Origin of the sequence: Streptomyces coelicoflavus (assembly GCF_045041415.1) — a bacterium.
GTDB classification, from domain to species: Bacteria; Actinomycetota; Actinomycetes; order Streptomycetales; family Streptomycetaceae; genus Streptomyces; species Streptomyces coelicoflavus.
This window is the reverse complement of sequence record NZ_CP108218.1, coordinates 3,431,915-3,453,360: the sequence shown is the minus strand read 5'-3', so window position 1 is coordinate 3,453,360 and position 21,446 is coordinate 3,431,915. Positions and strand designations below refer to the sequence as shown.

19 protein-coding genes are annotated in these 21,446 nt (G+C 71.6%); 13 read left to right on the top strand and 6 right to left on the bottom strand.

Annotated features, from left to right (window positions below; genetic code table 11):
- Positions 1 to 78: 78 nt before the first annotated feature.
- From OHA99_RS15235 to OHA99_RS15215, 5 genes are all read right to left on the bottom strand, one after another.
- On the bottom strand, positions 79 to 1,137 hold the full coding sequence (locus OHA99_RS15235) for a 2-oxoacid:ferredoxin oxidoreductase subunit beta (protein WP_164383619.1): 1,059 nt from the start codon (positions 1,135 to 1,137) through the stop codon (positions 79 to 81).
- Positions 1,130 to 3,067: a 2-oxoacid:acceptor oxidoreductase subunit alpha gene (locus OHA99_RS15230; RefSeq protein ID WP_153178447.1), complete on the bottom strand. Its 1,938-nt coding sequence runs from the start codon at positions 3,065 to 3,067 to the stop codon at positions 1,130 to 1,132. The genes OHA99_RS15235 and OHA99_RS15230 overlap by 8 nt, the downstream gene beginning before the upstream one ends.
- 270 nt (positions 3,068 to 3,337) lie before the next feature.
- Positions 3,338 to 3,997 (bottom strand): response regulator transcription factor, encoded by a 660-nt coding sequence (locus tag OHA99_RS15225; protein ID WP_007443820.1) that lies wholly within the window; start codon positions 3,995 to 3,997, stop codon positions 3,338 to 3,340.
- Between the two features lie 292 nt (positions 3,998 to 4,289).
- A complete protein-coding gene (locus OHA99_RS15220; protein ID WP_405696168.1) occupies positions 4,290 to 5,657 on the bottom strand; it encodes a sensor histidine kinase in 1,368 nt (455 codons plus the stop codon).
- 216 nt (positions 5,658 to 5,873) lie between these two features.
- A complete protein-coding gene (locus OHA99_RS15215) occupies positions 5,874 to 7,100 on the bottom strand; it encodes a sensor histidine kinase (protein WP_405696166.1) in 1,227 nt (408 codons plus the stop codon).
- Positions 7,101 to 7,298: 198 nt separating this feature from the next.
- Here OHA99_RS15215 and OHA99_RS15210 point away from each other — a divergent pair, with 198 nt between their 5' ends.
- From OHA99_RS15210 to OHA99_RS15150, 13 genes are all read left to right on the top strand, one after another.
- A complete protein-coding gene (locus OHA99_RS15210) occupies positions 7,299 to 7,739 on the top strand; it encodes an NADH-quinone oxidoreductase subunit A (RefSeq protein WP_007443825.1) in 441 nt (146 codons plus the stop codon).
- Positions 7,730 to 8,437, top strand: coding sequence for an NADH-quinone oxidoreductase subunit B (locus OHA99_RS15205; protein WP_405696164.1), 708 nt, complete (start codon positions 7,730 to 7,732; stop codon positions 8,435 to 8,437). The genes OHA99_RS15210 and OHA99_RS15205 overlap by 10 nt, the downstream gene beginning before the upstream one ends.
- Entirely contained in the window at positions 8,434 to 9,999 is a 1,566-nt protein-coding gene (locus OHA99_RS15200; RefSeq protein WP_405696162.1) for an NADH-quinone oxidoreductase subunit C, read from the top strand. The genes OHA99_RS15205 and OHA99_RS15200 overlap by 4 nt, the downstream gene beginning before the upstream one ends.
- Positions 9,996 to 10,964, top strand: coding sequence for a complex I subunit 1 family protein (locus OHA99_RS15195; RefSeq protein ID WP_003974345.1), 969 nt, complete (start codon positions 9,996 to 9,998; stop codon positions 10,962 to 10,964). Before OHA99_RS15200 ends, OHA99_RS15195 begins: the two co-directional genes overlap by 4 nt.
- Positions 10,964 to 11,578, top strand: coding sequence for a NuoI/complex I 23 kDa subunit family protein (locus OHA99_RS15190; RefSeq protein ID WP_405696160.1), 615 nt, complete (start codon positions 10,964 to 10,966; stop codon positions 11,576 to 11,578). The genes OHA99_RS15195 and OHA99_RS15190 overlap by 1 nt, the downstream gene beginning before the upstream one ends.
- Positions 11,575 to 12,243: an NADH-quinone oxidoreductase subunit J gene (locus OHA99_RS15185; protein ID WP_405696158.1), complete on the top strand. Its 669-nt coding sequence runs from the start codon at positions 11,575 to 11,577 to the stop codon at positions 12,241 to 12,243. The genes OHA99_RS15190 and OHA99_RS15185 overlap by 4 nt, the downstream gene beginning before the upstream one ends.
- The gene (nuoK, locus tag OHA99_RS15180) at positions 12,243 to 12,635 is read left to right on the top strand and encodes an NADH-quinone oxidoreductase subunit NuoK (RefSeq protein ID WP_405696156.1); all 393 of its coding nucleotides are present in this window, start codon (positions 12,243 to 12,245) and stop codon (positions 12,633 to 12,635) included. Before OHA99_RS15185 ends, nuoK begins: the two co-directional genes overlap by 1 nt.
- Positions 12,632 to 14,626 carry an NADH-quinone oxidoreductase subunit L gene (locus tag OHA99_RS15175; protein ID WP_405696155.1) on the top strand — a complete coding sequence of 665 codons (1,995 nt, stop codon included), beginning with the start codon at positions 12,632 to 12,634 and terminating at the stop codon, positions 14,624 to 14,626. Before nuoK ends, OHA99_RS15175 begins: the two co-directional genes overlap by 4 nt.
- Positions 14,627 to 14,632: 6 nt before the next feature.
- A complete protein-coding gene (locus OHA99_RS15170; RefSeq protein ID WP_405696152.1) occupies positions 14,633 to 16,237 on the top strand; it encodes an NADH-quinone oxidoreductase subunit M in 1,605 nt (534 codons plus the stop codon).
- On the top strand, positions 16,234 to 17,787 hold the full coding sequence (locus OHA99_RS15165; protein WP_405696150.1) for an NADH-quinone oxidoreductase subunit N: 1,554 nt from the start codon (positions 16,234 to 16,236) through the stop codon (positions 17,785 to 17,787). Before OHA99_RS15170 ends, OHA99_RS15165 begins: the two co-directional genes overlap by 4 nt.
- Positions 17,788 to 18,049: 262 nt before the next feature.
- Positions 18,050 to 18,913, top strand: a complete 864-nt coding sequence (gene htpX / locus OHA99_RS15160) for a zinc metalloprotease HtpX (RefSeq protein ID WP_153178436.1) — start codon at positions 18,050 to 18,052, stop codon at positions 18,911 to 18,913.
- Positions 18,910 to 19,326, top strand: a complete 417-nt coding sequence (locus OHA99_RS15155) for a YccF domain-containing protein (RefSeq protein WP_405696147.1) — start codon at positions 18,910 to 18,912, stop codon at positions 19,324 to 19,326. Before htpX ends, OHA99_RS15155 begins: the two co-directional genes overlap by 4 nt.
- 85 nt (positions 19,327 to 19,411) lie before the next feature.
- The gene (locus tag OHA99_RS15150; protein ID WP_366473112.1) at positions 19,412 to 20,008 is read left to right on the top strand and encodes an SMI1/KNR4 family protein; all 597 of its coding nucleotides are present in this window, start codon (positions 19,412 to 19,414) and stop codon (positions 20,006 to 20,008) included.
- Positions 20,009 to 20,095: 87 nt separating this feature from the next.
- Here the strand turns inward: OHA99_RS15150 and OHA99_RS15145 are convergent, their stop codons facing one another.
- Entirely contained in the window at positions 20,096 to 21,340 is a 1,245-nt protein-coding gene (locus tag OHA99_RS15145) for an APC family permease (RefSeq protein WP_153178433.1), read from the bottom strand.
- Positions 21,341 to 21,446: the final 106 nt, after the last annotated feature.

The following is a 21,446-nucleotide window of genomic DNA, read 5'->3' as shown; positions in this document are numbered from 1 at the left end:
AGGTACTTACCTTCACGTAAGCCGGAGGGGCCCGGACGATTCCCGTCCGGGCCCCTCCGCAGTGCCGTGAAGGCGGTGTCAGCCGACGACCGTCCAGGTGTCGTTTCCGGCGAGCAGCGCGGCGAGGTCGCCCTTGCCGTTCTGCTCGACGGCGGTGTCGAGTTGCTCGGACATGAGCGTGTCGTAGACCGGCCGCTCGACCGAGCGCAGCACGCCGATCGGCGTGTGGTGCAGGGTGTCCGGGTCGGCGAGGCGGGAGAGCGCGAAGGCTGTGGTCGGGGACGCGGCGTGGGCGTCGTGGACCAGGACGTCGCCCTCGTTGTCCGCGGTGACCGCGACGACCTCCAGGTCACCGGTGCGTGGATCCCGTACGACACCCTTGGCGCCGTCGGCGCCGAACCGGATCGGCTGCCCGTGCTCCAGGCGGATCACCGCCTCCTCGGCCTGCTCCCTGTCCTTGAGGGCGTCGAAGGCGCCGTCGTTGAAGATGTTGCAGTTCTGGTAGATCTCGATCAGGGCCGTACCGGGGTGCTCGGCGGCCTGGCGCAGGACCTCGGTGAGGTGCTTGCGGTCCGAGTCGACGGTCCGGGCGACGAAGGACGCCTCCGCGCCCAGGGCCAGGGAGACCGGGTTGAAGGGCGCGTCCAGCGAACCCATCGGCGTCGACTTGGTGATCTTGCCGACCTCGGAGGTCGGGGAGTACTGGCCCTTCGTCAGGCCGTAGATCCGGTTGTTGAACAGCAGGATCTTGAGGTTGACGTTGCGGCGCAGGGCGTGGACGAGGTGGTTGCCGCCGATGGAGAGCGCGTCGCCGTCACCGGTGACGACCCACACGCTCAGGTCGCGGCGCGAGGCGGCGAGCCCGGTGGCGATGGCCGGGGCGCGGCCGTGGATGGAGTGCATCCCGTAGGTGTTCATGTAGTACGGGAAGCGGGAGGAGCAGCCGATGCCGGAGACGAAGACGATGTTCTCCTTCGCCAGGCCGAGCTGGGGCATGAAGCCCTGCACGGCGGCGAGGATGGCGTAGTCGCCGCAGCCGGGGCACCAGCGCACTTCCTGATCGGACTTGAAGTCCTTCATGGACTGCTTGCCCTCGGCCCGGGGGACGAGCTGGAGCAGTGCGTTGGTGTCAGCCATCGATGGCCTCCTTCAGGACCGTGGCGAGCTGTTCCGCCTTGAACGGCATGCCGTTGACCTGGTTGTACGACTGGGCGTCGACCAGGTACTTCGCCCGGATCAGGGTGGCGAGCTGCCCGAGGTTCATCTCCGGGACCACCACCTTGTCGTACCGCTTCAGCACCGCACCGAGATTGGCCGGGAAGGGGTTGAGGTGCCGCAGGTGGGCCTGGGCGATCTCCTCACCGGCGGTGCGCAGCCGGCGCACGGCCGCGGTGATGGGGCCGTACGTCGAGCCCCAGCCCAGCACCAGTGTCCGCGCGCCGTCCGGGTCGTCGACCTCCAGGTCGGGGACGGCGATGCCGTCGACCTTGGCCTGCCGGGTGCGGACCATGAAGTCGTGGTTGGCCGGGTCGTAGGAGATGTTCCCGGTGCCGTCCTGCTTCTCGATGCCGCCGATCCGGTGCTCCAGACCGGGCGTGCCCGGCACCGCCCAGGGACGGGCCAGGGTGTGCGGGTCCCGCTTGTACGGCCAGAACACCTCGGTGCCGTCGTCCAGGGTGTGGTTGGGTCCCTGCGCGAACCGCACCGCCAGGTCCGGCAGCTCGTCGGTCTCGGGGATCCGCCACGGCTCGGAGCCGTTGGCGAGGTAGCCGTCGGAGAGGAGGAAGACGGGAGTCCGGTACGTCAGCGCGATCCGCGCGGCCTCCAGGGCGGCGTCGAAGCAGTCGGCCGGGGTGCGCGGGGCGACGACCGGGACCGGCGCCTCGCCGTTGCGCCCGTACATCGCCTGCAACAGGTCGGCCTGCTCCGTCTTGGTCGGCAGACCGGTCGAGGGACCGCCGCGCTGGATGTCCACGACCAGCAGCGGCAGCTCCAGGCTCACCGCGAGACCGATCGTCTCGCTCTTGAGCGCCACGCCCGGACCGCTCGTCGTCGTCACCGCCAGCGAGCCGCCGAAGGCCGCGCCGAGCGCCGCGCCGATCCCGGCGATCTCGTCCTCGGCCTGGAAGGTGCGCACGCCGAAGTTCTTGTGCCGGCTCAGCTCGTGCAGGATGTCGGACGCCGGGGTGATCGGGTACGAGCCCAGGAAGAGCGGCAGGTCCGCCTGCCGGGACGCGGCGATCAGGCCGTAGGCCAGGGACAGGTTCCCGGAGATGTTGCGGTAGGTGCCGGGCGGGAACGCGGTCGCCGCCGGTGCCACCTCGTAGGAGACCGCGAAGTCCTCCGTGGTCTCACCGAAGTTCCAGCCCGCGCGGTAGGCCGCGATGTTGGCCTCGGCGATGTCCGGCTTCTTCGCGAACTTCGACTTCAGGAACTTCTCCGTGCCCTCGGTGGGCCGGTGGTACATCCAGCTCAGCAGGCCGAGCGCGAACATGTTCTTGGAGCGCTCGGCCTCCTTGCGGCTGAGGTCGAACTCCTTGAGCGCCTCCACGGTCAGCGTGGTCAGCGGCACCGGATGCAGGCGGTAGCCGTCGAGGGAACCGTCCTCCAGCGGAGAGGTGTCGTAGCCGACCTTCAGCATCGCCCGCTTGGTGAACTCGTCCGTGTTCACGATGATCTCCGCGCCGCGCGGGAGGTCGCCGACGTTCGCCTTCAGCGCGGCCGGGTTCATCGCCACCAGCACGTTGGGCGCGTCGCCCGGCGTGAGGATGTCGTGGTCGGCGAAGTGCAGCTGGAAGGACGAGACGCCCGGCAGGGTGCCGGCGGGTGCCCGGATCTCGGCCGGGAAGTTCGGCAGCGTCGACAGGTCGTTGCCGAACGACGCCGTCTCCGAGGTGAAACGGTCGCCGGTGAGCTGCATCCCGTCGCCCGAGTCGCCCGCGAACCTGATGATCACCCGGTCGAGCCGGCGGACGTCCTTCGTTCCGACCGGTTTGCGCTGTGCTCCCACGACGGTCTCGTCGGCTCCGTCGGTCTGCTCCGCTGGGCTGCTGACCTGGCTGGTCACTTACTGGACCTCCCTCGGGACGGCTGTCCGGGGACTGGTCTCCCAACGACCGTCCCGGATCAACACTACGTCCGCACGCCATGACTACCGGTGGACATTCGCATGATGGACACGACTTCGAGACGGCCCGCAGTCCCGGAATCCCAAGGATTTCCCGTCCCCCGGCACCGGCGGGGACGCACCCGCCCCGTCCTCCGGTTTCTCATTCGTCCGGATGAGCCTCCGCGGCGCCGGACCGGGTCGGTGCTTCCGAGGCGTGGGCCGCCGATGTCAGGAGTTGAGATACGTGAGCACGGCGAGCACCCTGCGGTGATCACCGTCGCTCGGAGACAGACCGAGCTTCATGAAGATGTTGCTGACGTGCTTCTCGACGGCCCCGTCACTCACCACCAGCTGCCGGGCGATCGCCGAGTTGGTCCGGCCCTCGGCCATGAGACCCAGCACCTCCCGCTCCCGCGGGGTGAGCCCCGCCAGCACGTCCTGCTTGCGGCTGCGTCCGAGCAACTGCGCGACCACCTCCGGGTCCAGCGCCGTACCGCCCTGCGCCACCCGCACCACCGCGTCCACGAACTCCCGGACCTCGGCCACCCGGTCCTTGAGCAGATAGCCCACGCCCCGGCTGGAACCGGCCAGCAGCTCCGTCGCGTACCGCTCCTCCACGTACTGGGACAGCACCAGCACGCCGAGACCGGGATGCGCCTTGCGCAGCCGCACCGACGCCCGCACCCCCTCGTCGGTGTGCGTCGGCGGCATCCGTACGTCCGCCACCACGACGTCCGGCAGTTCGCCCTGCGCGTCCAGCTCGGTGATGGTCTTGATCAGTGCCTCACCGTCGCCGACCCCTGCCACGACCTCGTGCCCGCGGTCGGTCAGCAACCGGGTCAGCCCCTCTCGGAGCAGCACTGAATCCTCGGCGATGACCACCCGCACCCTGTCCTCCACGATCCTCGGCCCCCCACAGCCCGTGCACCTGCCCGGTCCGCGCGGCCCGCGCCGCGTCCACGAACCGTCCGTGCGACGGGTCCAGCATTCCAGCATCCGAGGCCGCACGCCTTCAGGCAACCGAAAGAGAGGGAGATACGGAAGCCCGGAGGGAGGGAGAGGGGGAGGGGCGGGGAGCCGGGCGGACCGGTCCGCGGCGCGTGCGTCCCCCAGGGCGAGTGCCTGGGCGCGGGTGCGTCCGCCCCGGGGCGACGAGCGCCGGGGCGGACGCGGTTTCCGATCAGCCGGTGACCGGCTCGTTCCGCCACGGCAGCTCCGCCGTGATCCGCGTCGGCCCTCCGGCCGGCGAGTCCACCACGAGGATCCCGTCCACCGCGTCGAGCCGCTCCGCCAGACCGGCCAGACCGGAACCGGCGGACGCGTCCGCGCCACCCACGCCGTTGTCCACGACCTGGAGCATCAGCCGGTTCTCCACCCGCCACACCTCCACCGCGGCCGACGTGGCCCGTGCGTGCTTGCTGATGTTCTGGAGCAGCTCCGAGACCGTGAAGTAGGCGATGCCCTCGATCGCCGACGCCGGCCGCTCCGCCAGGTCGACCTCGACCCGCACCGGCACGGTGCAGCGCGAGGCGACCGCCGACAGCGCCGCGTCCAGACCGCGGTCGGTCAGGACGGCGGGGTGGATGCCGCGGGCCAGGTCCCGCAGCTCCTGGAGGGCCGTCTTCACCTCACCGTGCGCCTCGTCCACCATGACGGCCGCCGCCCGCGGGTCCTCCCTCAGCTTCTCCTTGGCCAGCCCCAGATCCATGGCGAGGTTGACCAGGCGGGCCTGTGCCCCGTCGTGCAGGTCGCGCTCGATGCGGCGCAGGTCGGCCGCGGCCGTGTCGACCACGATCCCCCGGTCCGACTCCAGCTCCACGACCCGCGTCGCCAGCCGCGACGGGCCGAGCAGCCCGTGCACCATGACCCGGTCCACCGTCGTCAGCCCCCGCACCAGCCACGGCGTCGCCAGCGTGAACAGCAGCCCGATCAGCGCCGTCACGGTGATCTCGAACGGGTTGTCCAGGTAGATCCGGTGCGTCTCGTCGCCGTACAGCTGAAGCCCGTCCTGACCGGCGTACACGGGGAACACCCAGAAATACAGCGGGTACGTCAGCATCGCCCACCCGACCGCCCAGACGTTCACGGCGACGACGAACGAGAACACCGACCACGGGAACTGAAGCACCGCGTACAGCAGGCTCCGCCAGGAGGCGCCGCTCTTGAGCACCGCCCCCATCCAGCCCATCGCGCCCCGCTTCTTCAGCCGCAGCGGCTCGGGCTCCGACACCCGCAGCCCCAGCAGGACGCGGGCCCTCGCCCGCTCCATCGCCCCGAAGCCCCGGCACCCGGCGAGTGCGGCCGCCAGCACCGGCACGCCCAGGAACGTCACCAGCAGGCCCGCCCCCAGCGACACCATCGTGACGGCGTACGTGAAGAGCAGGATGCCGACCGGCAGACCCAGCAGGACGTAACCGAACTCCCGCCAGCTGCGTGCCTCGAACGGCGCCCGCAGACCCGCCGGCAGCCGGTGGCGCCGCGCACCCGTGTCCCCGGGGAAGCCGGACCCGCCCCCGAGTCCGTAACTCTGTCCGTATTCCGTGGCCATCGGTGCCGTCCCTCTCCTCGTCGCCCTGGCTGTGCCGTGCCGCCCTGCGGCTGTGCCGTCTCGCCGCGCGGCTGCGCTGTGTCGCTCTGCGGCTGTGACGTCTTGCTCTGTGGCTGTGCCGTGTCGCTCTGCGGCTGTGCCGTCGTACCTCCACCCTCCTCGACCGCGCCGCCGGGCCCAATGGAGCCCGTCGGCGTCTGGGGAGGGGGGTTTTCCCTACCTCCTGGGGGCGGAGCCGGCCGCGTCGGCCCCCGTGCGGTCGCGCCACGGCAGCTCCGCCGTGACCGTCGTCGGGCCGCCTTCCGGCGAGTCGACGACGAAGAGGCCGTCGACGGCGGACAGCCGGTCGGCGAGGCCCCTCATCCCCGTACCGCCGTCGAGGCGCGCGCCCCCGCGGCCGTCGTCCGCCACCTGTATGAGCAGCCGGTCGGACGACCGCCACACCTCCACGGAGGCGGACCTCGCCCCGCTGTGCTTGCTGACGTTCTGGAGCAGCTCCGAGACCGTGAAGTAGGCGATGCCCTCGATGGCGGCCGCGGGGCGCTCCGTCAGGTCGGCGGTCACCTTGACCGGCACGGTGCAACGGGAGGCGACCGAGGAGAGCGCCGCGTCCAGGCCCCGGTCGGTCAGGACGGCGGGATGGATGCCGCGGGCCAGGTCCCGCAGCTCCTGGAGGGCCAGCTTCACCTCGCCGTGCGCCTCGTCGACCATGGCCGCGGCCGCGTCGGGATCCTCCAGGAGCTTCTCCTTCGCCAGGCCTAGCCCCATGGCGAGGTTGACCAGGCGGGCCTGTGCCCCGTCGTGCAGGTCGCGCTCGATGCGCCGCAGGTCCGCCGCGGCCGTGTCGACCACGATCCCCCGGTCCGACTCCAGCTCGGCGATCCGCCGCTCCAGCTCGTCGGACGGCGACAGCAGCCCGCGCACCATCGCCCGGTCGACGTTGGTCAGTCCTCGCGCGATGAACGGCAGCACCGGCCACAGCACGAACAACGACGTCAGCGTCACGGCGAAGGTGAGGACGCCCCAGGGAAACCGGATGACGTCGTACAGGACCGTGCGCCAGCCCACCGGGTCCTTCAACGACATCCACAACTGCGCGAAGAATCCGCGCTCGCTCCGCCACGGCAGCGGGCTCGGTTCGTCCACCCGCACCCCGAGCAGCGCCCGGGCCCGCGCCCGCTCCAGCCTGCCCAGCTGCCGCGCGCCCAGCAGCCCGGCCGCGAGCAGTGGCAGCCCGATCACCGTGACCGTCAGTCCCGCGCCGACGGACAGCATCGTCACGACGTAGACGAATCCGAGCAGCGCCGCCGGGAAGTTCGCCAGCAGGTGGGCGATCTCCTTCCACGTGTGCCGGTCGTAGGCGAAACGGGCCGGCGGCAGATGGTGGTCGGCCGCTGCGCCGGTGGCCCGGGCGAGGCTCGATGTCGAGAGGCGTTCGGTCATACACGTCAGCGTGCCGTGCGGCGCGGCGCGGCGCCATGAGGTGGGCCGCCGGGACGCACTGAGGAAAACCCCACCCCGCGTCCCAACGTACGACGGGCTGCTTACCGTCTCTTTATCAGGCTCTAGACTCCCGTGCGTACAGATCGTCGAGCCCACGACGTCTACTACGACGTTCGCGACAGGGAGTGAGGGGCGCACGTGACGGATCCGACCGTCGGTGACGCGACCGCCGGCGCCGTGACCACCGCCGACGCCACCGTCGGGCTCGCCGCGGACTACTTCCGGTCCTACTCGGTCGTCGGCCTGCTCGCCGTCGTCGGCGTGCTCTTCGTCGCCGTCGCCTTCGGCGCCGGGCGCCTGCTGCGACCGGTGGTCCCGACGCCCGAGAAACTGCTCACCTACGAATGCGGCGTCGACCCCGTCGGCGAGGGCTGGGCGCACACCCAGGTCCGCTACTACGTCTACGCGTTCCTCTACGTCATCTTCGCCGTCGACTCGATCTTCCTCTTCCCCTGGGCGACGGTCTTCGCCGACCCTGGTTACGGGGCCACGACCCTCGTGGAGATGTTCATCTTCCTCGGATTCCTCGCCGTGGGCCTGTTGTACGCATACAAGAAGGGCGTCCTGTCGTGGACGTGAACCCCTCCGATCCCGCACCCGCACCGGCACCGGCACCGGCACCGGCACCGGCACCGGCACCGGCACCGGCACCGGCGCCCGTGCCGCTGCCCGAGCCCAAGCGGCTGGGCACGCTCGCCCGTCTCGCCCCGGAGCCGATGAAGGTCGTCCTGAACTGGGGCCGCCGCTACTCGCTCTGGGTCTTCAACTTCGGCCTCGCCTGCTGCGCGATCGAGTTCATCGCCGCGTCGATGGCCCGCCACGACTTCATCCGGCTCGGCGTCATCCCGTTCGCTCCGGGCCCCCGCCAGGCCGACCTGATGGTCGTCTCCGGCACGGTGACCGACAAGATGGCGCCGGCCGTCAAGCGCCTGTACGAGCAGATGCCGGAGCCGAAGTACGTCATCTCCTTCGGCGCCTGCTCCAACTGCGGTGGCCCCTACTGGGACTCCTACTCCGTGACGAAGGGCGTCGACCAGATCATCCCCGTCGACGTCTACGTTCCCGGCTGCCCGCCGCGCCCCGAGGCGCTGCTCCAGGGGATCCTCAAGCTCCAGGAGAAGATCGCGCGGGAGTCCCTGGGGGAGCGGTACGCCGCTGGGCCCCGGCCGTCGACGGCAGCGCTGCGGAGCGGCCTGGTACGACCGCCGGGCTCGACTTCCGACGCGGCTCCGTCCTCCGACGCGGGGTCGGCCGGCGACACCGGGGAGGGGCGATGACCGCCGTCGGCTGGCTGCCCGCGGACGCCGAGGAACTCTTCGGTGCGGACGCCACGGCCGAGGAGTCGTATGACCTCCTGACCGTCGACGTGCCGTCCACCGCCTGGATCACCGCCCTGGAGACGGCGCGCGACCGGCTGGGATGTACGTACTTCGACTGGCTGAGCGCGGTCGACGAACCGGGCACCGGGTTCCGCGTCGCGGCCCACGTCGCCGCGCTGGGGCCGGTACGCCGGCTGCTGCTGCGTACGACCGTCCCGCACGAGGCCCCGGTCCTGCCCACCGCCGTGGGGGTGTACGCGGGCGCGGCCTGGCACGAGCGCGAGACGCACGAGATGTTCGGTGTCTCCTTCGAGGACCATCCCGCCCTCGACCACCTGCTCCTGCCCGAGGGCTTCGAGGGCCACCCGCTGCGCAAGGACTTCGTCCTCGCCGCACGCGTCGCCAAGGCCTGGCCGGGGGCCAAGGAACCCGGCGAGTCCGACCACGGCGGCCCCCGTCGGCGCCAGATGCTGCCGCCGGGGGTCCCCGACCCCAACGAGTGGGGCCCGCTGAAGGGCCAGCTGCCTCCCGCTCCCGCCCGCCCGGCACGGGGCGCGGGGCGTGCGGCGGGGGAGCGCCCGGCCCGCGCGGCAGGCGAACGCCCCGCCCGGCGGACCCGTACGGCCGCCGAGGGCTCCGTCGGTCAGCAGACGGAGACGCCCGTCGGCCAGCAGGCGGAGACGCCCGGTGCCGAGGCCCCGACCACGCCGCGCCGTTCCCGTACGGCGGCCGAGGGCTCGGCCAGCCAGTCCTCCCCGGGCGGTGAGCCGACGGGAACACCCGGTGCCGAGGCCTCGGCCACGCCCCGCCGCTCCCGTACGGCGGCCGAGGGCTCGGCCAGCCAGAACGCCCCGGCCGGCGAACCGGCGGCCGCACCCGCCCCGCGGCGGTCGCGCAGTGCGAGCCAGGGCTCCGCGTCCCAGCGAGCGGCCGGCCCGGCGGACGGACCCACCACGCCCGCCACCGAGCCCACCACGCCCGCCACCGAGCCCACCGGCGGATCCACCGGCGATACGGTTGCCGGACGGCGTGGCACCGCCGGTACCGCCGGTCCCCGGCGGGCGCGGAGCGCGTCGCAGGGCTCGGCCAGCCAGCGAGCAGCCGCGGACGCCGGGCAGCCGGACGACGCGGGCCCCGGCAGCGCCCCGCGGGGCGGCAACGGAACCGGCACCACCTCCTCGCCCGCCGCGGAACCGGCCCGGAAGCCGACGCCCTCGACCCCGCGCAGCTCGGACGCCCCGTGGCACCACGCCCGCCCGGCGTTCGACGAGCCCGAGGCCACCGAGAAGCCGGGAGCTCCCGAGGAGCCGGCGGACACATCCGACGGGCCGAAGACTCCCGGCGGGCCGGACGCCCCCGAGGAGCCGGACGCTGCCCAGGACCCGGATGCCTCCGAAGGGCCGGACGCTGCCCGGGACCCGGATGCCTCCGAAGGGCCGGATGCTGCCGAGGTGTCCGACACCGCCGACGGCACCGAAGCCCGTCGGGATCCCCCGAACTCCCCAGGAGGCCCGCAGTGAACGACGCGCTCGACGTCACCCTGCGCCTCCTGGTCGTCTTCGTCGTCTTCCTCGCGTTCCCGCTGATCGTCGGCCAGACCGAGCACAAGGTGATGGCCCACATGCAGGGCCGACTGGGCCCGATGTACGCGGGTGGCTTCCACGGCTGGGCCCAGCTCGTCGCGGACGGCGTGAAGTTCGCGCAGAAGGAGGACGTGGTCCCCGCCGACGCGGACCGCCGCATCTTCCAGCTCGCCCCGGCCGTCGCCCTGCTGCCGTACCTCCTGGTCCTCCTGGCCATCCCGGTCGGGCCCGGAGAGGGCGCGGTCGGTCAGGTCGTCGACGCGGGTGTCTTCTTCGTCCTCGCCGTCATGGGCGTGGGCGTCCTCGGCTCGCTCATGGCGGGCTGGTCCTCCGCGAACAAGTTCTCCCTCCTCGGCGGCCTGCGTACCGCCGCCCAGCTCCTCGCGTACGAGCTCCCGATGCTGCTGACCGCGGCCTCCGTCGCCATGGCGGCCGGCACGGTCTCCCTCGTCGGCATCCTCGACGCCTTCGAGTGGTGGTGGCTGCCCTGGCAGATCGTCGGTGCGATCGTCTTCTTCGTCGCCGGGCTCGCCGAACTGCAGCGGCCCCCGTTCGACATGCCGGTCGCCGACTCGGAGATCATCTTCGGTGCCTACACCGAGTACACCGGGCTGCGCTTCGCCCTGTTCCTCCTCGCCGAGTACGCCGGAATCGTCGTCCTGTGCGGTCTGACCACCGTCCTCTTCCTGGGCGGCTGGCACGGCCCCTGGGGCGCCGACGGCCTCGGCTGGGTGTGGACCCTGCTCAAGGCGGCCGTCCTCGCCTTCGTCGTGATCTGGCTGCGCGTGACCTACCCACGCCTGCGCGAGGACCAGCTCCAGAAACTGTCCTGGACGCTCCTCGTCCCCCTCTCCCTCGCCCAGATCGCCCTCACCGGCATCGTCAAGGTGGTGATCGCGTAATGGCCCCCGTCCCCGGCAGCGGCCTGGCCAAGGGCCTGGCCGTCACCCTGCGCACGATGACGAAGAAGACCGTCACCGAGCAGTACCCCGACACCCAGCCGGAGCTGCCGCCCCGTACCCGCGGTGTGATCGGCCTGTTCGAGGAGAACTGCACGGTCTGCATGCTGTGTGCCCGTGAGTGCCCCGACTGGTGCATCTACATCGACTCCCACAAGGAGACGGTCCCGGCGGCCACCCCGGGCGGGCGCGACCGCAGCCGCAACGTCCTCGACCGTTTCGCCATCGACTTCGCCCTGTGCATGTACTGCGGCATCTGCATCGAGGTCTGTCCTTTCGACGCCCTGTTCTGGTCCCCGGAGTTCGAGTACGCCGAGACCGACATCCGCGACCTCACCCACGAGCGCGACAAGCTCCGCGAGTGGATGTGGACCGTGCCGGCGCCGCCCGCCCTCGACCCCGGCGCGGAGGACCCCAAGGAACTCGCCGCCGCCCGCAAGGCCGCCGACAAGCTGGCCGCGCAGCAGCAGCCGGACCGACCGGGGCAGCCGGACCGTCCGGGGCAGGCGGACCAGTCGGGGCAGCCGGACCGGCCCGGGCACGAGGACCGGCCATGACCCTTGCCGCCGCATCCCACGGATTCCTCTCCCCGACCGGCGTCGAGATCGCCTTCCTCCTCGTAGGCCTGGTCACCTTCGGAGCCGCCGTCGTCACCGTGACCACCCGTCAGCTCGTCCACGCGGCGCTCTGGCTGGTGGTGGCCCTCGGCGGCCTGGCCGTCGAATACCTGTTGCTCACCGCCGAGTTCATCGCCTGGGTCCAGGTCCTCATCTACGTCGGTGCCGTCGTCGTCCTCATCCTGTTCGGACTGATGCTCACCAGGGCTCCCATCGGCCGGTCCCCGGACGCCGACTCCGGCAACCGCTGGGCCGCCCTCACCGTGGCCGTGGCCTCCGCGGCGGCCCTGGTGTGGGTCGTCGTCGACGCCTTCCGCACCACCTGGATAGACCTGGACGGCCCGGCCGCCGGCTCCACCGCCGTCACCGGAGCGAGCCTCTTCCAGAACTGGGTCCTCCCCTTCGAGGCCCTCTCCGTCCTCCTGCTCGCCGCCCTGGTCGGCGCCATCGTCCTGTCCCGCAAGGCCAAGGCGGCCCGCGCGGGCGAAGCACCCCGGGCGAAGGCCTCCCCCTCCGGCGCCTCTTCGCCCGGCGCCTCTTCGTCCGGCTCCTCCCCGTCCGGGTCTTCCCCGTCCGGTACCTCCCAGACGGGTGGTGGCCGCTGATGCACCTCGCCTATCCGGCCGTCCTCTCCGCCCTCCTCTTCTGCACCGGCCTCTACGGTGTTCTCGCCCGCCGCAACGCGATCCTGGTCCTGATGTCGGTCGAGCTGATGCTCAACGCCGTCAACCTCAACCTCGTCGCCTTCGACGTCTGGCTCAGCAAGGCCGCGGAAGAGACCCTGCACTCCGGTCAGGCCCTGACCCTGTTCACGATCGCCATCGCGGCCGCCGAGATCGGCATCGGCCTGGCGATCGTGCTCGCCGTCCACCGCAACCGCGGCACCTCGGACATCGACAGGCTCCGCGACACCGCCGAGGGCCACGAGCCGGACGGCCCCGACACCGACAAGCCCGCGACCGGGACGGCCGCCGAGAAGGCTGAGGCCACCGCGTGACCACGACCACCCTCGCCGTACTCGTCCCCCTCCTCCCCTTCCTCGGCGCAGCCGTCGGTCTCCTGCTGGGCCGGTCGGCGCCCGGCTTCGTCCGCCCCCTCGCGATCCTGCCGACGCTGGCGGCCCTCGTCCTCGCCGTACTCGTCGCGGCCCGCCAGGGCGGCGGCCGGGCCGTCGACGCCGTCACGGAACTGACGCCCACCGGTTCGGTCCCCGTCGAACTCGCCCTGCACGTCGACGGCTTCGCCGCCCTCGTCGCCGTCCTCGTCGGCACCGTCGCCACCTGCGTGCAGATCTACTCCACGGGATACCTGCGCGACGACCCGCGCTACCCCTCGTACGCCGCTCTCGTCTCCCTGTTCACCTCCGCCATGTTCCTCGTCGTCTACTCCGGCGACCTGATGGTGCTGCTGGTCGGCTGGGAAGTCATGGGCATCTGCTCGTACTTCCTGGTCGGCCACTACTGGGAGACCCCGGAGGCGCGCGCCGCCTCCCTCAAGGCCTTCCTGGTCACCAAGCTCGGCGACGTCCCCTTCCTCATCGGACTGCTGGCGCTGGCCACCGAGGCGGGCTCCTTCCGCATCACCAAGATCCTCGGCGCGGTGGCGAGCGGCTCGCTCGACCACCCGACGCTGATCGCCCTGCTGCTCCTGGCCGGTGTCGCGGGCAAGTCGGCGCAGTTCCCGCTGCACACCTGGCTCCCCGACGCGATGGCGGGCCCGACACCCGTCTCCGCGCTGATCCACGCCGCGACGATGGTCGCCGCCGGTGTGTACTTCGTCGCCCGGCTCCTTCCGCTCTTCGAGGCCTCGCGGGCCGCGATGGTCGTCCTCGCCGTCATGGCCGCCGTCACGATGGTCGGCTCCGCGCTCGCCGCCCTCGCCCAGGACGACATCAAACGCGTCCTGGCCTACTCGACGATCGGGCAGCTCGGGTACATGACCGGCGCCCTCGCCACGGGCGACCGGGGTGCCGCCGTCTTCCACCTCCTCACCCATGGCGCCTTCAAGGCGCTCCTGTTCCTCGCCGCCGGCGTGATCATCCACGCCGCCGGCACCAACTCGCTGGCCGCCATGTCCCGCATGCGGGGCCTGCGCGACCGGGTCCCGGACGCCTTCTGGACGATGACCGTGGCCTTGCTCGCGCTCGCCGCGATCCCGCCCTTCAGCGGCTTCTTCTCCAAGGAGTCCGTCCTCGGCGCCGCGGAGCACGTGGCCACCGGCCACACCGAGCACGCGCCCGGCGCCGCGGGCTGGACCGTGCTCGTCGCCGGCCTGATCACCGCGCTGCTCACCGCCGCCTATGCGACCCGCCTGTGGCTGCTGGCCTTCCGCGGACAAGGCGCCGAGGCCCCCGACCACGGCAGGCAGCCGCTGGTCATGAACGCCGTGCTCTGGGTCCTCGCCCTCCCCTCACTCGCGCTGGGCGGGCTCGCCTTCCGTCTGCTGCCCGACTGGTTCGACGGCCACGACCTCACCCCGACCCTCACCACCTCCGTGCTCGGCACGGGAGTGGCCCTGGTGGGCGGCATCGTCACCTACGCCGCCTGGCGGCACACCACGGCGCTCGCGGCCCGCACCCCGCTGGGCGCGGTCGCGGCCCACCCCGAGGGCGACGCCGCCCTGGTGGAGGCCGAGGCCATCGCCAGCCACCGGCCCGCCTACGGCGACCTCGCCTCGGCACAGGACCCGTCCGACCCGGGACGGCTCCTGCTGGGCCCGGTGCACCCGCACGCGGCGGCCGGCTTCCACCTGGACGCCGTGTACACGACCCTCTTCGTCCGCCCGGTCCAGGCAGGCGCAAGCCTCGTCCGGTTCCTCGACCGCGAGGTCGTCGACACCTACGTACGCGCAGCGGGCGCCCTGCCCCGCTTGCTCGGGGCCGCCGTACGACGCGCCCAGACCGGCAATGTGCAGACCTATGTGAGCGCGCTGCTCGCCGGCACCGTCGTACTCGCGGTCGCCGCCGTCCTCGTCGCCACGGGAGCGTGAGCAGGCGTGATCGATATCAACGAGTCCGTGATGCGGGTCCTTCTCGCGTTCCTCGTCGTCGGCCCGCTCCTCGGTGCCGTCGCCGCCCTTCTGCCGGCCCCGCCCGGACTGAAGGGGAAGTCACCCGACCAGGCCGTACTCCGGCACGGCGTCACCGTCACCGGTGCGATCCTCGTCGCCGCGATCGTCCTCGTGCTCGGCTTCGACCACGACCATCCGTCGAAGATGCAGGCCAGCACGGACATCAGCTGGATCCCCGCACTCGACGTACGCATCCACCTCGGCATCGACGGCATCTCCCTCCCCCTGCTGGTCCTGACCGCGCTGCTGACCTTCCTCTGCGCGCTCTACTCGTACTTCAAGCAGCGACACGAGCGGCTGACGCCGCGGGTTCCGGGCCCGAGCCCGAAGGCGTTCGTCGCCCTGCTGCTCGTCCTGGAGTCCGGCACCCTCGCGACCTTCGCCGTCCTCGATCTGGTCCTGTTCTTCCTCGCCTTCGAGATGGTCCTCATCCCGATGTACTTCCTCATCGCCCGCTGGGGCGGCGAGGGACGGGCCGGGGCCGCCTGGAAGTTCATCCTCTTCACGCTCCTCGGCTCCGTCGTCATGCTGCTCGGCCTGCTCCTGATCGGAATCACGGCGGGCACATTCGACATGGTGGCACTCGCCACTGACAACGGCCGGTCGCTGACCACATCCGTGCAGGTCACCGCCGTACTGGCGATCGGTGTCGGGCTCGCGGTCAAGACCCCGATGTGGCCGCTGCACAGCTGGCTGCCCGACGCCCACACCGCCGCGCCGACCGTCGGCTCGGTCCTGCTCGCCGGTGTCCTGCTGAAGATGGGTACGTACGGGTTCGTCCGGATCCTGCTCCCGGTCGCGCCGGACGGCTTCCGCACCTTCGCGCCCTACCTCGCCGCCTTCGCCGTCGTCGGGATCATCTACGGCTCCCTGGCCTGCCTGGCCCTCGCCAGGAGAGGCGCGAAGGGCGACCTCAAACGCCTCATCGCCTACTCCTCCGTCGGCCACATGGGCTTCGTCCTGCTGGGCATCGCGACCATGACCCCGACCGGCGTCAACGGGGCCCTGTTCGCCAACATCGCCCACGGTCTGATCACCGGCCTGCTCTTCTTCGTGGTCGGCGCGCTCAAGGACCGCACCGGAACCACCGACCTGGACACCCTCGCCGAGGAGTCGGGCCACGCCCTGTACGGCAAGGCGCCCCGGCTCGGCGGACTGCTCGCCTTCGCCGCCGTCGCCTCGCTGGGCCTGCCGGGCCTGGCCGGATTCTGGGGCGAGATGCTCGCCCTGTTCGGCGCCTTCGACCCGCACGACGACCTCAGCCGCCCCGCGTTCCTCACCTTCATGGCGGTCGCCGCCTTCGGCACCCTGCTGACCGCCGCGTACATGCTGATCGTGGTCCGTCGCGTCTGCATGGGCGCCGTACCGCAGGACGCCCCGCAGCCGCAGACGGCCGACGTGCGCGCGTACGAGTTCGCCGCCTGGACCCCGCTCGTCGTCCTCACCGTCGTCGCCGGGCTGTGGCCCAGAACCCTTCTCGGGCTGACCGACCCGGCCGTGCAGCAGCTCCTCTCAGGAGGCACCCGATGAGCTCCCCGGTCCAGCCCCTCGCCGAGGCGGCCCTGGCGCAGCAGCCGCTGGCCCAGAACCTCGTCCAGTCCGTCGACTGGCCGGCCATCGCACCGCCCACCGTCACGGCCGTCGTCGGGCTCGTCGTCCTCGTCACCGACCTGTTCGTCAAGGACGCCCGCAAGTCCCTGCTCGGCTGGATCTCCGTCGCCGGACTCGCCGCCTCGACCCTGATGCTGCTGCCCCTGGTGAACGACGACCGCTCGACGTTCTGCCAGGCCGGCGAGCCCGGCGTCTGCAGCTACACCGCGGACACCTTCACCCTCGCCATCCAGTTCCTGGTCCTCGGCGGCGCACTCCTGACCGCCCTCCTGTCGGTCACCGCCGTGAAGGACGCCGACCGGGGACTGCCCGAGGGCGAGTTCTGGTTCCTGCTGCTCTCCTCCGCCGCCGGAGCCGCCCTCCTGCCCGCCTCCCGCGACCTCGCGACCCTGATCGTCGCCCTGGAGGTCGCCTCGCTGCCCGCCTTCGCCCTCGTCGGCCTCCGGCAGGGCGACCGCCGGTCCTCCGAAGCAGCCTTGAAGTTCTTCCTGTCCTCGGTCACCGCGACCGCGGTCAGCCTCATGGGCATCAGCTTCGTGTACGCCACCACCGGCACCCTCTACCTCACCCAGGTGGCCGAGCGCATCCAGCACGTCGACGGGCAGTTCACCACGCTCGCCCAGGCCGGCGTCGTCCTGACCCTCGTCGGCTTCGCCTTCAAGACGGCCGCCGCCCCCTTCCACTTCTGGGTGCCCGACACCTACGTGGGCGCCCCCCTGCCCATCGCGGCGTACCTGTCCGTGATCGGCAAGGCGGTCGGCTTCTCCGGCCTGATCCTCGTCACGGTCGTCGCCCTCCCCTCCTACGCCGACGTCTGGGGCCCCGCCCTCGCGGCACTGGCCGCGCTCACCATGACCGTCGGCAACGTCGGGGCCCTCCGGCAGCAGGCCACGCGCGCGTACAGCGCGGTACGGCTGCTCGCCTGGTCGTCCGTCGGCCAGGCCGGCTACCTCCTGGTACCGATCGCCTCCGCCGCCTACTCCGACGACCCCGAGCGCTCGGTCGGCTCCACCGTCGCCTACGCGCTCATGTACGCCGCGGTGAACCTCGGTGCCTTCGCGGTCGCCGCGCTCGTGGGCCGCACCAGGTCCCTGAACCGGGTGTCGGACTACCGCGGCCTGTACTCCTCCAACCCGCTCACGGCCCTCCTCCTGGCCTTCTTCCTGCTCTGCCTCGCCGGACTGCCGCCCGGCATCATCGGCCTCTTCGCCAAGGTCACGGTGTTCTCCGCGGCCGTCGACGCCGGGCTTGGCTGGCTGGCCGTCGTAATGGCCGTCAACGTCGTGATCGCGCTCTTCTACTACCTCCAATGGACGGCACTGCTGTTCCGGGCGCCCGAGGAGGCGACCGCCGGTCACCGGGCCCCCGCCCCCCTCACGGCCGCGATCACCGTGACCGCCGTCCTCGCCGTCGCCCTCTCCGGAGCACCGCAGCTGATCCTGCGCTTCGCCGACACCGGGCTCTTCTGAACGCAGCCCCCAGGGCACGCGCGCGTGCGGCACACGGTCTCCACGCGCGTGTGCCGCCCGCCACGGCGGTCACCCGTACGGACCACACGCGTCACGGCGGGCACCGGGGAACTGGCGGCCCTCGCCTGGCGTTGACCAGTACGGAAGGGTCCACTGGACGTGTCACCCACGGCACCGGTGGCATCGGAGACCAGGAAGCAACCACAGCGAGCGAGACCAGCAAGCAAAGGGTTCCCCTGCTGCACGATTTGGAGGGCGTACCGTGCACCGCCGGCACAACGGGCTCAGGACCGCAGTACTCCTCGGGGGACTGTCCGCGCTCATCATCGTCATCGGCAGCTTCTTCGGCCGAGCGGGGCTCGTCGTCGCCGTCCTCGTCGCCCTGGGCACCAACGCGTACGCGTACTGGAACAGCGACAAGCTCGCACTCCGCGCGATGCGCGCCCGACCGGTCAGCGAGTTCGAAGCCCCGGCGCTGTACCGCATGGTCCGCGAGCTCTCCACCCAGGCACGCCAGCCGATGCCCCGCCTGTACATCTCACCGACGGAGGCACCGAACGCCTTCGCGACCGGCCGCAACCCGCGCAACGCGGCCGTGTGCTGCACCGAGGGCATCATGCGTCTGCTCGACGAACGCGAACTGCGGGGCGTCATCGGGCACGAACTCAGCCACGTCTACAACCGAGACATCCTGATCTCCTCCGTCGCCGGCGCCCTCGCTTCCGTGATCATGTTCCTGGTCAACTTCGCCTGGCTGATCCCCATCGGCCGGTCCAACGACGACGACGGGCCCGGTCTGCTGGGCATGCTCCTCATCATGCTGCTCGGACCACTCGCCGCCACCGTCATCCAACTGGCCGTCAGCCGCTCCCGGGAGTACGAGGCCGACGCCTCCGGCGCCCAGCTGACCGGCGACCCGCTCGCCCTGGCCGGTGCCCTGCGCAAACTGGAAGCCGGCACCAAGCAACTCCCGCTCCCCCCGGAGCCCAGGCTCGAGACCGCCGGCCACATGATGATCGCCAACCCCTTCCGCCCGGGGCAGGGACTCTCGAAGATGTTCTCCACCCACCCGCCGATGGCGGAGCGAATCGCCCGACTCGAAAAGATGGCAGGTCGTCAGCCGTGAAGACCATCCTCAACGTCATTTGGCTCGTGCTCAGCGGCTTCTGGCTGTTCCTCGGCTACTTGCTCGCGGGCGCGCTGCTCTGCATCACGATCATCGGAATTCCCTTCGGGATCGCGGCCTTCCGTATCGGTGTCTACGCACTGTGGCCCTTCGGGTACACGGCGGTCGAGCGCCGAGACGCCGGGGCGCCCTCCTGCATCGGGAACGTGCTGTGGCTCCTCCTCGCGGGCTGGTGGCTGGCCCTCGGCCACATCGTCACCGGCATCGCGCTGTGCGTCACCATCATCGGTATCCCGCTCGGCATCGCCAACTTCAAGCTGATCCCCGTCTCACTGCTCCCGCTGGGACGCGAGATCGTACGCACGGACCAGCCCTTCACGGCGGCGGCAACGACACAGCGGACCGGCTGGTAAGCGCCTTTTCCGCCTCGCCCGTCCACAACTTCCGAGTTGTCCACAGGCCCGCCGCGATGTCGGCGGCGGCCTGCATCATGAATCCATGACCGAGAACGAGCAGTTGCTGGAACGGGTGGCAGCCAAGGCGCGAAGCACCCGCCCGTGGGGCTGGGCATCCCTGCCCGCCCCCGTGGACGGGGCGACGTCGGCCCGCGCCGAGGCCGCCCTGGGCTTTCCCCTCCCCGCACTGCTCGCCGACCTGTACCTGCGCATAGGGGACGGCGGATTCGGCCCGGAGTACGGTCTGTTGCCCCTGCTCGACAGCCCGCCCTCGGGCGAGCCCGCCGCAGTCGCCCAGTACCTGGCCAACCGCGAGAGCGGCGCGAAGGACCCCGACTGGCCCTGGCCCGAGGGCGTCCTGCCGATATCCCACTGGGGCTGTGCGATGTACGCATGCGTCGACTGCCGCTCCCCACAGGCCACGGTGCTTCTCTTCGAACCCAACGCCGGTGACGCCGACCACGCCTGGTACGTCGACGCCCCGAGCCTCACCGACTGGCTGCGCGCCTGGGTCGACGGCGCGGGCTGGTACGAGGAGGCCAGCGAGGGGCCGGAACCGGCGGCCCCGTGGGCAGGCTTCCCCCTACGGACCGGGAGACGGCCCGGCACGACGGGCACGGCGCCCGTAGAGGCGCCCTGAGGCTGTCCCGATCGAGAGCCTCACCGGGCGACGGCAGAGCGTCTCTCAACGGCACCGTGACCGAGGGCGCGGGGCGGAGACACTCGCCTACCGCGGCACCTGCTGCCCCCGCACCCCGTACGCCACCACACCCACCGCCAGCACACCCACACCCACGACGACCGAGACCACCGGCAGCGAGAACGCCAGCACCACGCACCCGGCCAGTCCCAGAGCCGGTACGACCCGGGACGTCCTCGAAGGGTCGAGCGTCCAGGCCGACGCGTTGGCCACGGCGTAGTACGCCAGCACACCGAAGGAGGAGAAGCCGATCGCCCCACGTACGTCCACCGTCGCCGCCAGGACCGCTACCACCGCTCCCACGGCCAGCTCCGCCCGGTGCGGCACCTGAAACCGCGGATGCACCGCGGCCAGCGCCCGGGGCAGGTGGCGGTCCCGGGCCATGGCCAGCGTCGTCCGTGAAACGCCCAGGATCAACGCCAGCAGGGAACCCAGCGCCGCCACAGCGGCGCCCACCCGCACGACCGGTGCCAGCCCCGGCAGGCCGGCCGCCCGTACCGCGTCGGCCAGGGGAGCCGTCGCCTGCCCCAGACCGGCCGAGCCCAGCACGGAAAGGACAGCCACCGCGACACACCCGTACACGACCAGGGTGAGGCCGAGCGCCAGGGGGATCGCGCGAGCGATGGTGCGCCGCGGGTCCCGCACCTCCTCACCGAGAGTCGCGATGCGCGCGTACCCCGCGAACGCGAAGAACAGCAGGCCGGCGGCCTGAAGGACCCCGCCGGTGCCGCCCGACGGGCCGATGTCCAGCCGTCCGGCGTCGGCCCGCCCCGACCCCAGGCACACCACCACCACGGAAGCGAGGACAGCAAGCACCACGCCCACGATCACCCGCGTCAGCCAGGCGGACTTCTGGATCCCGCCGTAGTTCACCGCGGTCAGCGCCACCACGGCCGCGACCGCCACCACGTGCGCCTGCTCCGGCCAGACGTACGCGCCCACGGTGAGCGCCATGGCAGCACAGGAGGCCGTCTTCCCGACGATGAACGACCAGCCCGCGAGAACGCCCCAGAACTCCCCGAGCCGCTCACGTCCGTAGACGTAGGTGCCGCCCGAGGCCGGATACCGGACGGCCAGCCGGGCGGACGACATGGCGTTGCAGTAGGCGACGACGGCTGCCACGGCGAGGGCGAGGAGCAGCCCCGAGCCGGCGGCGCGTGCCGCCGGCGCCAGGGCGGCGAAGATCCCGGCACCGATCATGGAACCGAGCCCGACGACGACGGCGTCGCCGAGACCGAGGGTGCGACGCAGACTCGAACCCGCAGGTGTCATGCGTGGCACCCTACTGATCGGCGCAACCACCCGGCGCGGTCGGAACGTCCTCTCCATCAAGAGGACATGAACACCGCGGAGGAACGAGCCCACAGCACTGGCACAG